This window comes from Sphingomonas sp. ACRSK, from assembly GCF_022346685.1.
Lineage (GTDB): Bacteria > Pseudomonadota > Alphaproteobacteria > Sphingomonadales > Sphingomonadaceae > Sphingomonas > Sphingomonas molluscorum.
The window spans coordinates 1-14,631 of sequence record NZ_JAKRNR010000002.1 but is presented as its reverse complement, the minus strand read 5'-3'; the positions used below and the strand labels follow the sequence as shown (position 1 = coordinate 14,631).

General features: G+C 69.6%; 10 protein-coding genes and 1 tRNA gene. 6 read left to right on the top strand and 5 right to left on the bottom strand.

Annotated elements, in window-relative coordinates; all coding sequences use genetic code 11:
• Nucleotides 1-99: 99 nt before the first annotated feature.
• Nucleotides 100-173 (top strand) — tRNA-Cys (locus tag MHZ35_RS01320).
• Between the two features lie 166 nt (nt 174-339).
• Here MHZ35_RS01320 and MHZ35_RS01315 read toward each other — a convergent pair.
• Both MHZ35_RS01315 and MHZ35_RS01310 read right to left on the bottom strand, forming a co-directional pair.
• Nucleotides 340-1,968, bottom strand: coding sequence for a Na+/H+ antiporter (locus MHZ35_RS01315; RefSeq protein WP_239434035.1), 1,629 nt, complete (start codon nt 1,966-1,968; stop codon nt 340-342).
• Between the two features lie 110 nt (nt 1,969-2,078).
• Entirely contained in the window at nt 2,079-2,807 is a 729-nt protein-coding gene (locus tag MHZ35_RS01310) for a hypothetical protein (protein ID WP_239434034.1), read from the bottom strand.
• Between the two features lie 322 nt (nt 2,808-3,129).
• On the opposite strand from MHZ35_RS01310, the gene MHZ35_RS01305 reads away from it, so the two are divergent.
• Together MHZ35_RS01305 and MHZ35_RS01300 are read left to right on the top strand one after the other, a co-directional pair.
• A complete protein-coding gene (locus MHZ35_RS01305; protein ID WP_239434033.1) occupies nt 3,130-4,017 on the top strand; it encodes an SMP-30/gluconolactonase/LRE family protein in 888 nt (295 codons plus the stop codon).
• A gap of 197 nt (nt 4,018-4,214) precedes the next feature.
• Nucleotides 4,215-4,925 carry a Crp/Fnr family transcriptional regulator gene (locus MHZ35_RS01300; protein WP_132881894.1) on the top strand — a complete coding sequence of 237 codons (711 nt, stop codon included), beginning with the start codon at nt 4,215-4,217 and terminating at the stop codon, nt 4,923-4,925.
• A gap of 9 nt (nt 4,926-4,934) precedes the next feature.
• On the opposite strand, the gene MHZ35_RS01295 is transcribed toward MHZ35_RS01300, so the two are convergent.
• Nucleotides 4,935-5,480 carry a hypothetical protein gene (locus MHZ35_RS01295; RefSeq protein ID WP_239434032.1) on the bottom strand — a complete coding sequence of 182 codons (546 nt, stop codon included), beginning with the start codon at nt 5,478-5,480 and terminating at the stop codon, nt 4,935-4,937.
• Nucleotides 5,481-5,603: 123 nt separating this feature from the next.
• Between MHZ35_RS01295 and hemN the strand changes: the two genes are divergently transcribed.
• Genes hemN through MHZ35_RS01280 form a run of 3 tightly spaced genes read left to right on the top strand, consistent with a single transcriptional unit; the run spans nt 5,604 to nt 8,470 of the window.
• A complete protein-coding gene (gene hemN, locus MHZ35_RS01290) occupies nt 5,604-6,914 on the top strand; it encodes an oxygen-independent coproporphyrinogen III oxidase (protein WP_239434031.1) in 1,311 nt (436 codons plus the stop codon).
• Between the two features lie 51 nt (nt 6,915-6,965).
• Nucleotides 6,966-7,250, top strand: a complete 285-nt coding sequence (locus MHZ35_RS01285; RefSeq protein WP_239434030.1) for a hypothetical protein — start codon at nt 6,966-6,968, stop codon at nt 7,248-7,250.
• The gene (locus tag MHZ35_RS01280; protein WP_239434029.1) at nt 7,247-8,470 is read left to right on the top strand and encodes a flavin monoamine oxidase family protein; all 1,224 of its coding nucleotides are present in this window, start codon (nt 7,247-7,249) and stop codon (nt 8,468-8,470) included. The genes MHZ35_RS01285 and MHZ35_RS01280 overlap by 4 nt, the downstream gene beginning before the upstream one ends.
• Nucleotides 8,471-8,569: 99 nt before the next feature.
• Here the strand turns inward: MHZ35_RS01280 and MHZ35_RS01275 are convergent, their stop codons facing one another.
• Both MHZ35_RS01275 and MHZ35_RS01270 read right to left on the bottom strand, forming a co-directional pair.
• Complete coding sequence (locus tag MHZ35_RS01275; protein WP_239434028.1) at nt 8,570-12,814, bottom strand: translocation/assembly module TamB domain-containing protein; 4,245 nt, start codon at nt 12,812-12,814, stop codon at nt 8,570-8,572.
• Nucleotides 12,814-14,631: autotransporter assembly complex protein TamA (locus MHZ35_RS01270; RefSeq protein WP_274615570.1), on the bottom strand; the 1,818-nt coding region annotated here is incomplete at its 5' end. The genes MHZ35_RS01270 and MHZ35_RS01275, both read right to left, overlap by 1 nt.

The window sequence follows — 14,631 nt, the reverse complement described above, 5'->3', positions numbered from 1 at the left end:
AAGCGACCGCCGCCATTTTCTGGCCCACAGTGGAGCGAGGGCGGAAACCTGGTTGACCGCGGGGCGAAAACCGAGCAAGTGCCCGCCTCCCGACGTCGAGGCCCGATGGCGGAGTGGTGACGCAGAGGACTGCAAATCCTTGCACCCGGGTTCGATTCCCGGTCGGGCCTCCATCTTCTGCAGCGCAAGGCTGCACGACGTCAGAGCACCCCTGACATCTCACGTCCATGCTTCCGAGCGGAACGACGGAGGCAGGATGATCCCCTTCATGATGCGAACCGCGAGGCTTAGCGGCGTCGCGATGCTGGCGCGGTGCCAGGCACGGGACGCCGCCGGCGCTCAACTCCGGTAGCGCGCCTCCAGCAGGTCGAGCTCGCGGACCAGCTTGCTGGACGTGGCGCTGCCGATGCGGCGTTCGCGTGCGCTGCGGAAGATGGCGGCGCGTTCGGCCTTGAGACCGGCGAGGCGCAGTTCGCGTTCGATGCCATCCTCGCGGCGCGCCGCCTCGGCCGCCTCCCCTTCCTGGCTGCGCGCCTCGATGCGCTCGCGGTAGAGGTCCATGATGCGGGCTCCGGCGGACGCGTACAGATCGGCGTCGTTGCGGCCGGCGGCCAGGTCGTGCTGGACGCGCTCGATCTCGCGGATCGCAGCCTCCGCAGCGGCGACGCGCGCGGCATCCTCCTCCGCCTGGACGGAGGCGTCCGCCGGCATCTTCAGGCCCCGCAGCAGCAGCGGAAGTCCGATGCTGGCGACCACCAGCGAGGTGACGATCACCCCTGCGGCCAAGAAGATGGCGAGGTCCCGTGCCGGGAACGGCGTTCCGTTCGCGGCGAGCAGTGGCAGGGTGAGCACACCCGCCAGGGTGATCGCCCCGCGCACTCCCGCAAAGGACATGGCGGCGACGAGCCGCCACTCCGGGCTCTGCCTGGCGTCGCCCCGGCGCAGCAGCGTAAGGCGCAGGGAGATCCACACCCAGACGAACCGCAATGCGGCGAGCCCGACGTTGATCGCGAGCACGTACAGGGCCAACCACCAGACATTCTGGTGGCCGGTCAGCGCGACCGTCTCACGCGCGCCGTGGAGGATGGCCGGCAACTGCTCGCCCAGGAGGACGAAGATGATGCCGTTGGCGGCGAACTGGATCGTGTCCCAAACGGAATTGCGACGAACGCGCGTCGCGGGGAGCGCCTGTCGCGAGATCTCGGCAAAGCTCATTGTCACGCCGGCAGCGACGGCCGCCAGGATGCCGGAACAGTGGAAATGCTCCGCCAGCAGGTAGGAGCCGAACGGGATCAGCAGGCTGACCAGGATCTGCGAGCCGATCTCCTCGCCGAAACGCCTGGACACGCGATACTTGGCCCAGGTCACGGCCATGGTGACGGCAACACCGATCGCGAGCCCGCCGAACGCCACCCAGAGGAAGTTGAGCGCAGCGCTGGAGGCAGAGAAGGTGCCGGTGAGCGCTGCGGCGATGGCGAAGCGCAGGCACACCAGGCCCGACGCGTCGTTGAGCAGCGACTCCCCCTCCAGGATGTGCATCATCCGCTTGGGGATCGGCACGCGCGCGGCGATGGCGGAGACTGCGATCGGATCGGTCGGCGACACGACGGCTGCGAGCGCGAAGGCGACCGCGAGCGGCATGGCGGGGATCATCCAGTGGATGAACAGCCCCATGCCCAGCACCGTGATCACGACCAGGCCAAGCGCCAGCTCGACCACGGTCGGCAGATCCTTGAACAATTCGTCCTTGGGGATGCGCCAGCCATCCAGGAACAGAAGAGGTGGCAGGAACAGGAAGAAGAACAGTTCCGGATCCAGTGCGACCCGCCAATCGCCCGCCAGCCCGATCGCCGCGCCGAGCGCGATCTGGACCAGCGGCGCCGGCACCGCGAAAGGCACCATCCGCGAGACGGCACCGCTGACCACCACTGCCAGCAGCAGCACAAGAACGATCGTTACTGATTCCAACAGCCACTCCAATGCGAAAGGAAAGGCGTGGGCACATCACTGCGCCCACCTCCTTCCCCTCCCCTAGCGACCGGAGGGCGCCCGATGCAAACCGCAGGGGCGGGTGCGGCTCAGCGCGACGCGACGCGCACCCCCTTGGCCAGCGTCACTTCGTTGGATCCGAGCAGCACGACCGGGTCCACGCCAAGCCGCGGCACGGGCGACTGCTGGCCCGACTTCCAGGCCGCAAGCTCGACCCGGTACAGATCGTAGCGGCGGTAGAAGTCCACGAATGGCTGGTCGAGTTGCTCCAACGCGCCTGCGGCGAAGCTCTCGAACGCGCCGGCCGGAAGGGCGGCGGCGGTCGCGATCATCGGCACGGCGCGGGCGCAGAATTCCTTCTGCACCGGCGGCTGCGCGAAGAAGTTGTAGAGGCGCGTCATGGAATCGTCGAAGCGGTCCTGCCAGTCGCCGCCGGCGGCGCGATATTCGGCGGACAGCGTCTTGTGCGCGGCAGCGAAGCTCTTCGTCTGCGTCTTGATCAGCGCATTATAGTGGGCGACGATCGTCGGGTCCGAGACATTGCACTGGAGCGCGGCGACGTTGAGCGCGCTGCGCAGGTGCCACACCTTTCCGGCCGTCGAAAGCGCGCGATTGGGGGTCGGATAGCCGCCGTCCGGCAGGGCCGTCGGCGTGCTCAGCCCCGCGGCGCTGCCGGCGGGCGGCACGGGCATCGGCGCAGGTGTCGGCGTGGGAGCGGGCGCAGGTGGCGGCGGAGCCGGCTCCGGCTTGCGGGCGCAGCCGGCGATGGCGAGCGCGCCAACGGCGACGAGCAGCTGCAGCTTATGGGCTTTGTACATGATACGCTTCCATTTCCCTGAACCCTTGCCGGCTTCGCAGGTCAAGGTAACTCAGGAGTTAACGATGCGATGAGCCGCGGTCCCGGACGCACTACCTCCTTTCCGAGCTGGGGATCCCGCGCTTGACAGCCTGTGGGGAGCCACGGATGCTGCCGGGGACCCACATAACCGGCGGCAGGAGAGGATGCTGCAGACCCGCCGCACTGCTGCGGCCGCACGCCCCCTCCCCGCGACAAAGAGGCCTTCACCCGGTGATCTCCACGTCTTTTGCCTATCCTTTCCTCCTCGCGCCGCTTGGCGCACGCCGCGTGGAGGCGCTGTGGTGGCGGTCCAGCGCAGCGAGCCCGTCAGCATCGTCCAGCTCGGCGCCCCGCTGGGCGAAGGTCCGGTGTGGGTGGAGCGCGACGCCGCGCTCTGGTTCGTCGACATCAAGAGCTACCGCATCTATCGCCTCAATCCGGAAACCAACGCGATCCAAAGCTGGCAGACGCCGGGCCAATGCGGCTTCGTGCTGCCCTCTGCGGACGGAGGACTGATCGCGGGCCTCCAGAGCGGGCTTGCCCGCTTCGATCCGACCACGGGGGCGTTCGTGCCGCTGGTGGATCCGGAGCCGCAGCATCCGGGCAACCGGCTCAACGACGGCACCGTCGATCCGCACGGTCGCCTCTGGTTCGGCACCATGGACGACGGCGAGACCGCGGAAAGCGGCACCATCTATCGCCTGGGCGCGGACGGGCGCTGCGTCGCCTCCACGCCGTCGTGCGCGATCACCAACGGCCCGGCGTTCAGCCCCGACGGTCGCACCATCTATCACGTCGATACCGGCAAGGGCCTGATCTACGCGTGCAGCGTGGACGAGGACGGGACGCTCAGCGACGCGCGGCTGTTCGCCCAGATCCCCAATTCGGAAGGGCATCCGGACGGCCCCACCGTCGATGCCGAAGGTTGCATCTGGGTCGGGCTCTACAACGGCTGGGGGGTGCGCCGCTATTCGCCGAAGGGCGAGCTGCTGGAGCAGATCCGCTTCCCCGTCAGCGCCATCACCAAGGTCGCGTTCGGCGGGCCGGAGCGCAAGACGCTCTATGCCACCACCGCCTCCAAGCACCTGTCGGCAGCGGAACGCGCCGAGCAGCCGCATGCAGGCGACCTGTTCGCGTTCGAGGTGGACGTGCCCGGCATTCCGGGCGTCGAGATCCGCCACGGAATCTGAGCGAAAAGCGGCGGGCTGTCGGAAGGCTCCGGCAGCCCGTCGAAGGCGGGAGGATCATCGGGCGGCGGGCGACCTGCCGCTGCCCGGCGACGCTTCCCCTATGCCCCCGTGCGGCTCGCCCGCGCCTTGACCCGCATCAACGCGCACGCCGGCGCGTTTCGCGCGACAAAGCAATCCATGTTACGTATAGGCCCTGCATGGCAGCGATTGAGATTTGCGCCGACTGTTCGGTGCGGGACCTAGCTTTGTGCGGCAGCCTTACCGACCATGAACTGGAAGCGCTGAACGCGCTCGGCCGGCGCCAGCGACTCTCCAAGGGCGAGACGGTGATCTGGGCAGGGGATGAGAGCATCATCTGCGCCAACCTCTTGTCGGGCGTGCTCAAGCTCAGCGCCTCCACTGCCGACGGGCGCGAGCAGATCGTCGGCCTGCACTATCCCGCCGACTTCATCGGCCGCCCCTATGCGGACGCAGCCGACTTCACCGTCACCGCGCTCACCGATGCCGAACTGTGCGTCTTTCCGCGCAAGCAGTTCGAGCAGGTGCTGGAGGACCATGTCCGCATGGAGCGGCTGCTGCTCCAGCGTACCTTCGCCGCCCTCGACGAGGCGCGCGGCCGCATGCTGATGCTGGGTCGCAAGTCCGCGGAAGAAAAGATCGCCGGGTTCCTGCTCGACATGGCGGACCGCGCCGGCAGCAGCGCCTGCCGCGCGAGTGCCGAAGGGCCGATCACCTTCGACCTGCCGCTGACCCGAGGACAGATCGCCGACGTGCTGGGCCTCACCATCGAGACGGTGAGCCGGCAGATGACCAAGCTCAAGGCATCCGGCGTGATCGGGCTGCCCGGCGGCCGCGCGGTGACGCTGCGTGACCGGTCGGCGCTGGAGGAACGGGCGGAACCGGCCTGAGCCCGGCGCTCAGGCGACGCGGCAGCGCGCCTGGAGCCGGTTGTCGAGCAGCAGGCGGGCGGCCGGCGTGAGCCTGGCTTCCGCCAGCGTGCGGATCGCCAGCTCCTCGAACGCCATGGCGGCACGGCAGCCGTCGAAGAAGCAGCGCAGCATGTAGCCCAGGGTCGCCGCGCAAGGCCCGCGATCGACGGCATGCGGCCGGAGCACCGCGAGGATGTCCTGCGCCTGCACCGCAAAGGTGACGTGCTGGGCGCGGACGTACGCCAGCAGCGTGTCTGCCAGCGGCTCCGCTTCCGCCCCGAACAGGGCGTCCAGCAGCGCATCTTCGCGGCTCGCCTGCTCCACGGCCTGCGCATCGAGCGCGTCGCAGAGCGACTCGATCTCTTCCGCGTCGGGCAGTTCCGGCAGCGCGTCCGCACATTTCTCGAGCCGGCTGCAGAGCTGTTCGCTGCGCATATGGTCGGAAAGCAGCGGCACGAGGTCGATTTCGTCGATGACGTGCCAGCGGCGGGTGGCCGGACGCCTGGGTTTGAACAGGTGCTGGATGTCAGTCATTCAGGCCTCCAGCCCGCCTTGTGCGGTCGAACGCCAGGAGCGGCGTTGACCCGCATCAAACGCCCGCGCCCAAGTTTGACGCGCGTCAACGTGCCCGCGCGCGCGGGAGCAGAAAGGGGCGACATGCACCGCTACCTGCCCGATCTCGCGCGCCGCTCCGTGCCCCGCTACACCAGCTATCCCACCGCTGCGGAATTCCACACCGGCGTCGGCCCGGCCGAACAGGCGGAGGCGCTTGCGGCCATCGCGACAGAGACCCCGGTATCGCTCTACGTCCACATCCCCTATTGCCACGAGATCTGCTGGTATTGCGGGTGCAACACTGGGGCGATCGGCCGCGCCTCCCGCCTCGATGCCTATCTGGTGGCGCTGGAGCAGGAAATCGGCGCGGTAGCAGCCCGGATGCGCGGCCGGGTCGTCGCGATCCATTTCGGCGGCGGCAGCCCCAATGCGCTGCCTCCGGAAGACTTCGTGCGGCTGACCGAGCTGCTGCGCCGGAGCTTTGCCTGCGCGGATCGGTTGGAGATCGCGGCGGAGCTCGATCCCCGGACGCTGGACGCGACCTACGCAGAGGCCCTCGCGCGCGCCGGCGTGACCCGGGTGAGCCTGGGTGCGCAGTGCTTCGCGCCGCATGTGCAGCGCGCGATCAACCGCATGCAGCCGTACGAGATGGTGCGCCAGGCGGTGCTCGACCTGCGCGCCGCCGGGATCGCCGCGGTGAACCTGGACCTGATGTACGGCCTGCCGCACCAGACCTCCGAGGACCTGGCCGAGACGCTCGCCGCCGCGCTCGATCTTGCGCCCGATCGCATCGCGATGTTCGGCTATGCGCACATGCCGCGACTGCTGCCGCGCCAGCGGATGATCCCGGACGAGGCGCTGCCGGATGCCGCGCAGCGCTTCGCCCAGAGCGCGCTCGCCTATGACATCCTGGTCGCGGCGGGATATGCGGCGATCGGCTTCGACCATTTCTCACGACCACAGGACAGCCTCGCGCGGGCGGCCGCCAGGGGGACGCTGCGCCGCAACTTCCAGGGCTTCACGGACGAGCCGGGCGAGGCGATCATCGGATTGGGAGCCTCCTCGATCAGCCAGTACGACGGGCTGCTGGTGCAGAACGAGAAGCACGTCGGCCGCTACCGCATGCGCGTCGCGAACGGCGGCCTGGCGGCGGTGCGCGGTGTCGCGCGATCGGCCGACGACCGGCTGCGCTCGGGCCTGATCGAACGCCTGCTGTGCGACGGAAGCGTCGACGCGACCCCGGCCCCGGACGCGCTGCCTGGGCTCGCCGACCTGGCCGAGGAAGGTCTCGTGCGGATCGACGGCACTCGTGTGACCGTCCTGCCGGACGGCCGACCCTATGCGCGGCTCGCGGCGGCCGCGTTCGACCGCTATCGCCAGCCCGATGCGCAGCGATTCAGCAAGGCGGTCTGACCGGGAAAGCCTCGGCCACTCGCGCGTTGAGGGGACGCAAGGAGATCGCCCGTGGCCACCAACCAGCCGAGCAACGCCCCCGAGACACCCCAGAGCGACGCGCGCGACGACGCGACTGCGGCCGCCGTGCTGACCGACGCACGATTGGACGAGAGCCCGGGCGGCGGCGGCCTGGGCGGCACCGCCGCGGCGGAGACGGACTCGCAACGGGGGCGGCCGGCGCAGGCTGCCACGCCGCAAGCGGGAGCGGCCGACACGGCGACGATGCCGGGCCATCCGGAAGCCGAGGCACGCACCCAGTCCTCCACCGCGGAGCCGCACCCGCGCGCGCAATGACCGACGTCGACGTTGCCATCATCGGCGCCGGTGCTGCCGGCATCGGCGCGGCGCGCCGCCTGCACGGGCGCGGCCTGAATGTGTTGGTGCTGGAGGCGAGCGACCGCATCGGCGGGCGCGCGTGGACGCTGGGCGTCCGGGGCATGCCGCTCGACATGGGCTGCGGCTGGCTCCACTCCGCGGACCGCAACCCCTGGGTGAAGATCGCCGAGGATGCGGGTTTCGCGATCGATCGCAGCGAGTCCGCCTGGGGCAAGCAGCTGCGCGACCTGGGCTTCCCGCCCGAGCAGCGCAAGGCGGCGAACCGGGCGTTCGAAGTCTGGGATGCGAGGCTGCGCAGCAACCCGCCGCCGAGCGATCGTGCCGCCGATGCGCTGCCGCCCGAGGGCGAGTGGAACGCCTATGTCGAGGCGTTGAGCGGCTACATCAACGGAACCGGGCTCGCCGACCTCTCGGTGGCGGACTACCTTGCCTATGACGATGCCGCGACCGACGAGAATTGGCGCGTGCCCGACGGCTACGGCACGCTGGTGGCGTCGCAGCTGCCGCGGGTGGCGGTGGCGCTCGGCACCCCCGTGCGGCGCATCCGCGACGAGGGCGGTCATCTGGTGCTGGAGAGCCCGCGCGGCGCTGTGCGCGCGCGGACGGCCATCGTGACCGTCGCGACGCCGGTGCTCGCCCGCGGAGGAATCGCGCTTCCGGCCCGCTACGACGCCCGCTGCCATGCCGCTGCGCAGTTGCCGCTGGGGCTCGCCAACAAAGTCTTCCTACGATTGGAGGAGCCGAAGGCGGTGCCGCCGGACAGCCACCTGCTCGGTAACCCGCGCGCGATCCATACCGGCAGCTATTACCTGCGCCCGTTCGGGCGGCCCGTGGTGGAGTGCTTCTTCGGCGGCAGCGGCGCTGCGGCGCTGGAGAGGGCCGGCGCGGACGCCACCGCGGCGTTCGCACGGGAAGAACTTGGGGCGCTGCTCGGCGCGGACTTCGCACGCGGGCTGCGGCTGATCGCCGCCTCTGCCTGGGGGCAAGCGGACGGCTTCGGCGGGTCGTACAGCCATGCCCTCCCCGGCCATGCCAATGCCCGCGCCGTTCTCGCGGGTCCAGACGACCGGCTGTTCTTCGCGGGCGAAGCCTGTTCGGCGAGCGACTTCTCCACCGCGCACGGCGCCCTCGCCAGCGGCGAAGTTGCTGCCGAAGCGGCACTCGCCGCGCTGGGCTAAAGTCACCCCAGCTTTCGAACCGCACGCCTGCGTAGGCAGGCCAGGCGCGCAGTGTTGGCAGGCTGGACAGCCGGCGCGCCGAAGCGCGCCGGCCTTCCGTCAGTAGTTCTTCGAGTAGCGTACGCTGACGTTCGATCCACCGAACGACCCGGTCTGCGAGAGCACGCTCAGCGCCTTGGTCAACGCCACCTCGAGCTGGGTGGCGGTGAAGCCCCGCGCGTCGGTGATGATCTCGATATAGATGTCGTCGGTCAGGTACTGGCCGGCAGCCAGCGCGGTGCCGCGGCCCGTCGCCTCGTCGCTCCCCAGGATGCGCAGCCGGTCGATGCCGGTCGCCGAGCGCAGCTTGCCGAGCGGGTTGAGCCCGCCGCCGCCGGACCCGCGCAGCGAGTTGAGCGCCGCCGCCAGCTGGATCGCCTCGGTCGCCGACAGGTCGGTCACAGAGCGGCCGAACAGCAGCCGTGCCAGTACCTCGTCCTGCGCGAGCGCGGGGGTGGAGGTGAAGGAGATGCGCGGCGCCTGCGCCGTACCGGCGACCAGGATGGTGGCCGTGACGTCCTCGACGGTGGTGTTCGCCTCGATGTCGATCACCGGGTTGGTGAAGTCGTCGCCTTCGAAGCTGATCTTGCCCCGGTCGACGTCGAACTCCTTGCCGGCGAAAGAATAGGTGCCGCGGATCAGGTCCAGGCCGCCGGCGATGCGAGGCGCCGCCGAGGTGCCGCCGATCCGCAGGTCCGCTTTCCACTCGGACTCCAGGCCCATGCCCGACACGTAGAGCTGGTTCTCCGCGCGCACCCGCAGGTCGAGCTTGAACAGGCCCACCGGTGCCGCGCGAGGCGCCGGCTGCGGGTTGGCCGCGGCCGCGCGGATCTCGCTCTTGCGGCGAATTCCGGTGAGCTCGGGAACCTCCGACGCGCCCTGGAACGCGATCTGGTAGCGCGCCTCGGGGATGTTGAGCTGGCCCGTGATCGAGCCGCCCTGCGCATTGTTGAGCACGCGGATCTGGCCGCTCGCCGACGCGCCGAGCGCATCGCTGCGCGCCAGCTGGGCATTGTCGAGCGTCGCCTGCACGTCGATCGGGAAGCCGATGTCCGCGGCGAGGCCGACGCTGCCCTTGGCCGAAAGGCTGCCCTCGCCGGCCCGCGCGTTGAGCGTCACCAGCTCGAAGCGGTCGTTGTTGAACCGGCCGTCGATCTGCGTCCGGGTCAGCCGTGTTCCGAGCGCCTCATTCTCGTAGGTGAGGTTGTTGGCGCGCACGACGCCGGTCAGCCGCGGCGCCTGCACGCGCCCGCTGAAGTCGGCGGCGATGCCGATCGGCCCCGACAGCTGCTGGTCGGTCAGGCCTGCAAAGGAGAAGAGCACGCCTGCCGGGCCGTTGTAGCGGATGCCGCCCGACAGGGGCGCCGCCATCAGGCGGGTCGTCCATGATCCGGCACCCGGCGCCAGGGGACGCAGGTTCGCGACCATGCGCCCCACGGTGGTGGTGCCGCGGCGAATCAGCGCGCGGCCGCTGCCGCCCTCCGGCCGCAAGTCGCCCGCGAAGACGACGTCGACCGGATCGGAGACCGCCGCCAGGCTGGAGCGGGTGAAGTTGCGCACGGTCAGCCGGGCATCCGCCTGCGGGAAGCTCGCGCCGCTCGGCTGTGCGAAGTCCAGGCTGCCGGTGGCCGTGCCGCCGAGGCCCAGGCCCGGCACGAACGCGTTGAGCAGGCTCACGTCGAGGCTGTCGAGCCGCGACTGGAGCGTCATGCCGGCGCCGTAGGAGCCCGCGATCCGCATCGATCCGCGATCGAAGTTGATGCGCGTCGGGTAGAGGCGATAGCCGCCCGAGCCCGGCACGATGCGCGCAGGGTTGGCGGTGCGGAAGTTGACGTTGTTGCCTACTCCCTGCAGCGCCACGAGATACTCGTTCGGGCTCAGTCGGGCGTTGGCGGCCACGCGGAACGGCACGCCCGAGGAACCCTCTGCCAGCAGCTGCGCGGTGCCGTTGCCGCCACGGTAGTTCACCTTGGCACGCGCCCGCGTCACGACCATCTCGCCGCTGCGGAAGTTGCCGAGCTGCGCGTCCGCCACGATCTGCGGCTGGTCGTAGAGCACCGCCGAGGCGGTGACGATCGCCTGGCCGATGGTGATCCCATCCTGGCCGGGGATGCGGGCGTTGTAGGCGCGCGCGTTCACGTCGGCGCGCTGGTACTTGCCGACGGCGCCAAGGTTGGCGAAGCCGTTGATGCCCGAGCCCGAGAAGTTCAGGCGGCCGGCGAACGGCCCGGCATTGGTCGCCTGCACGCGGCCATTGATGTCGACTCCGGCAAAACGCGCCGAGCGGATGTCGGCCGTCAGGCGCGGCGCCGTGCTCAGCAGGACGTTCGCGTTGAACGGGCCATAGTTGGTGCCACCGGACGCGACGATCGCATAGCGATCCCCCTGCCCGCGCACATCCGCCTTGAGGTCGACCAGACCGATGCCCACGCCAGGCCGGGGCGCCCGTAGCGACACCACCGGTGCCGCCATGGAACCGGACACGCGCGCGGTGAGCGGGCCATATTGCGTCGAATAGGCGTCTGCGTTCACCAGCAGGGGCCCAGCGGGGTCGTACCGGCCCGAGCCGCGCAGGATGCGAAACTGGGGCGCGCTAAGCTTCAGGTTCGAGAAGCTGATGATGCCTTCCGGGCTGTAGGCGATGTTCGCCGAGGTGGTCGCATTGCCGCCCAGGAAGTTGCGGATGCCCTCGTTGAACAGCTGCTTGGTCTGCGCGACCACGCGGCCGCGGATGCCGTAGCCGCCGTTGGCCGCGGTGTAGAGATCGGCATCGGTCTGCAGGTTGATGATGCCGATGCTGGCGATCTCGTAATTGTTGATCCGCCCCTTCAACGCGCCCGTGTAGCGGCCGGTCGAGAGGTTCGCGGCGATGATCGCGGTCGCGTCGATCCGGTCGGAGCGCAGGCGCAGGTTGTCGGAGAGCACCTGGTCGCCGTTGCTGATCGCCAGATCACCGTTGATCGCGACGTTCGTCACCAGTCCACCGACCGCGGCGTTGAGGCCGGAGATGCGCCGTGCCTTGGCGTTGATCGGGATCAGGATGCGTTCGCTGTCGATGGTCGCCTTGCCCTCGGCATAGAGCTGCTGGACGACGGTTTCACCGAAGCCGATGGCGGCGGCCTGGACCTTGTAGTCGACGGTCGGCGTGCGGAACGGGCCGTCGAGGACGACGGCGGCGCGCACCGAGCGACCGTTGAGGTTGGGCGCGATCGAGCCGGGGGTGAGCAGCATCGCCTCGACCCGGAAGTCGCCGAAGCGGCTCTGGCCGAGATCGACCTTGCCGTCGGTCGCGACCGAAAGCGCGTCCGAACGCAGGCGGAGCTTGGCATCCACGACGCGCTCGTCGAGTGCGGTGTCGAGCGCGATCTGCAGGCGCGGCGCGGTCAGACGTTCGACCGGTCCCTCGAGGTAAAGCCCCGGACGCGCGAAGCCGCGGACCTGGAAGTTGCCCGAGCGGCCGAGGACGTTGAGATCGACGAGCGGCTGCCCGCCGAGCGTGCCGGCGGCGCGACCGCGCCAGTCGCTCCACGCGCCACGGCCGTCGACGTTCAGCACCAGCGGCGCCTTCAGCCCGGCGAGACCTGCGACCAGGCCGTTGCTGGGGGCCGTCACGCGCAAGTCGACGTCGAGCTTGTTGTCTTCGGGTACCGCATCAAGGCGCAGCACCAGCCGGTCACCGCCGGCAAGCCCGCCGCCTGCGATGGTGCCGGCGTTCGCCTGGATCTGCGCGCGTCGGTCCGCGATGTGCGCCTGGCCGTCGATCTTTGCGACATAGCGCTGGCCCGCGACCGCCGGCCCGATCTCCAGGCGGCCGACCGACAGCTTGTTGACGTCGATGTCATAGTCCGGGAGCAGCGGGCCCTGGTCCTCGCTCGGCGGGGTGGCGAGCAGCACGGGATTGCGATCGTAGCGGATCAGCGGGCTGGTCAGCGAGCGCACGTCGACATGGCTGCGGATGAAGGCGAACGGGCGCCAGTCGATCGCGACCTGCGGTGACGAGGCAAAGACGCCCTTGGTGTCGCGCAGCTGCAGGTCGTGGATCACCATCGCGCCGTAGAGCGACCCCTCGATCCGGCCGACATGGACCTTCAGGCCGGAGGCGGTCGAGAAATTGTTGATCTGGCGGACCAGGATACCCTGGCCAGAGCGGGTGTTCAGGCCGATCACCAGCACGACCAGCAGCAGCACCAGACCTGCCAGGACGATGGCGACCCATTTGGCGATGCGCTGCCACAGCGGCCGACGATCGACCACGACGACGCGCTCTTCGCCGGCGCCGGGTTCGCGGATCACTTCCTCGGCCATCAGAACGCCTGCCCGATCGAGATGTAGAGGGCCACCTTGGACTCGCCTTCGCGCCGCTTCAGCGGCGTTGCGACGTCCACGCGGAGCGGGCCAAAGTTGGTGTAGAAGCGGCCGCCGATACCGGCGCCGAAGCGCAGGTCGGAAGCGTCGGGCATCGTTCCTTCATAGACTTGCCCTGCATCCAGGAAGGGCACGATCCCGAAGTTGCCGAAGCGGTAGCGCGCCTCGATCGCGAACTCGTTGAGGCTGCGGCCGCCGATCGGATCGCCGTCCGGCGCGCGCGGCCCCAGTTCCTGGTAGCCGAAGCCGCGGACCGAACCGCCGCCGCCCGCATAATAGCGCCGCGAGGGCGCGAGATCGTCGCGATCGATGCCGAAGATGCTGCCGGCGCGTGCCCGGCCGGCCAGCACGATGCTGGACGTGACGGGATAATAGGCCGTGCCCTCGACCATGAAGCGGCCATAGGGCCTGACGTCGCCGCGCACCGACGTCTCGGGGCTCGCGTTCAGCTTCAGGCGGAAGCCCTTGGTCGGGTTGAGCAGGTTGTCGGAGGTGTCGAACCCGCCGAACAACGGCAGCGCCGCGACGAAATAAGTGCCGCGGTCGCGCTTGTTCTTCTCGAAGCTCCAGACGTCCTCGTTCGTGCCGGTCAGCTCGAAGCCATAGGAATAGGTGAAGCGCTTCTGCCAGATCGGCGTGGAATCATAGGAGATCTTGCCGGCAAGGGTGCCGGTGAACGCCTCATAGGCCTCGTAGTTGGAGTGGTTGGCGGCTGCGGTCAGGCTGACGGTACGATCGCGCTTGCCCGCGTTCTGGCGACGGAAGGTCGCGCTCAGGCCCTGCTCCTGGGTACCGGCGACGCCGGCGATGATCAGCGCGCCTTCGGGCGGGAAGAGGTTGCGGTGCGTCCAGGAGCCCTCGACGCGCACACCTTGGCCGGTGCCATAGCCCGCCTCGGCCGCCAGCGTCCGGGCCGGTCCGGCCGTCTGGTGCACGGCCAGGTCGACGTATTCGGTTCCGTCCGGCGCAAGCTGCCCGGTACGCTTCGGCTCCACCGAGACGCTGGAGAAAAGCCCCGTGCCCACCAGCGCGTCGCGCAGGTCGTCGACCTTGCGCGTATCGTAGAGTTCCCCCCGCTCGAAGCGCGCCAGCACGCCGACATGCTCGGCGTCGAAGGCGAGCTTGCCGTCCGTCGTGTAGCCGCCGAACGAGGAGCGCGGGCCGGTGTCCACAGGCAGCGTATAGTCCCCGGTCACCGTCTGCTCGTCGAGCAGGATGTCGCGCTCGCCCACCTTGACGAAGGGATAGCCCTGCTGCGGCAGCTTCAGGCTGACGTTGGCCTCCGCTGCCTGCACCCGTTCCGCGATGATCGGCTCGCCGACCTTGAGCGGCAGTTCCTTGTCGACGAGGTTCGGCGGCGTCGTGGGCGCCGCGTCCACCTTGATCGAGGCGAGCTTGTACTGTGGCCCGGGCGTCGCGTTGATCGTCACCTGGACGGTGCCGCCCTCTTGCTGCTCGACCGTGGATACGGCGGTGCCGTCGTAATAGCCCTCGGCATGAAGGATACGGACGGCGAGCTGCTCGTCCTCCTTGGCACGCGCGGTGATCATCGCCGCGTTCGCCGCCTTGGTACCGTCCTTCTTGAGCGAGGAGAGCGCGTCGAAGCGATCGAGCGTGTCGATGTCGTCCAGGCCGTTGACCGCCACCTTGTAGCGGATCTCGGTGCCTTCCTTGTCGTCGACGCCCGCGACCTCGACCGGGTTGGGGGGGGGGGGGGGGGGGCGGGGGGGGGGGGGGGGGGGGGGGGCGGGGGGGGG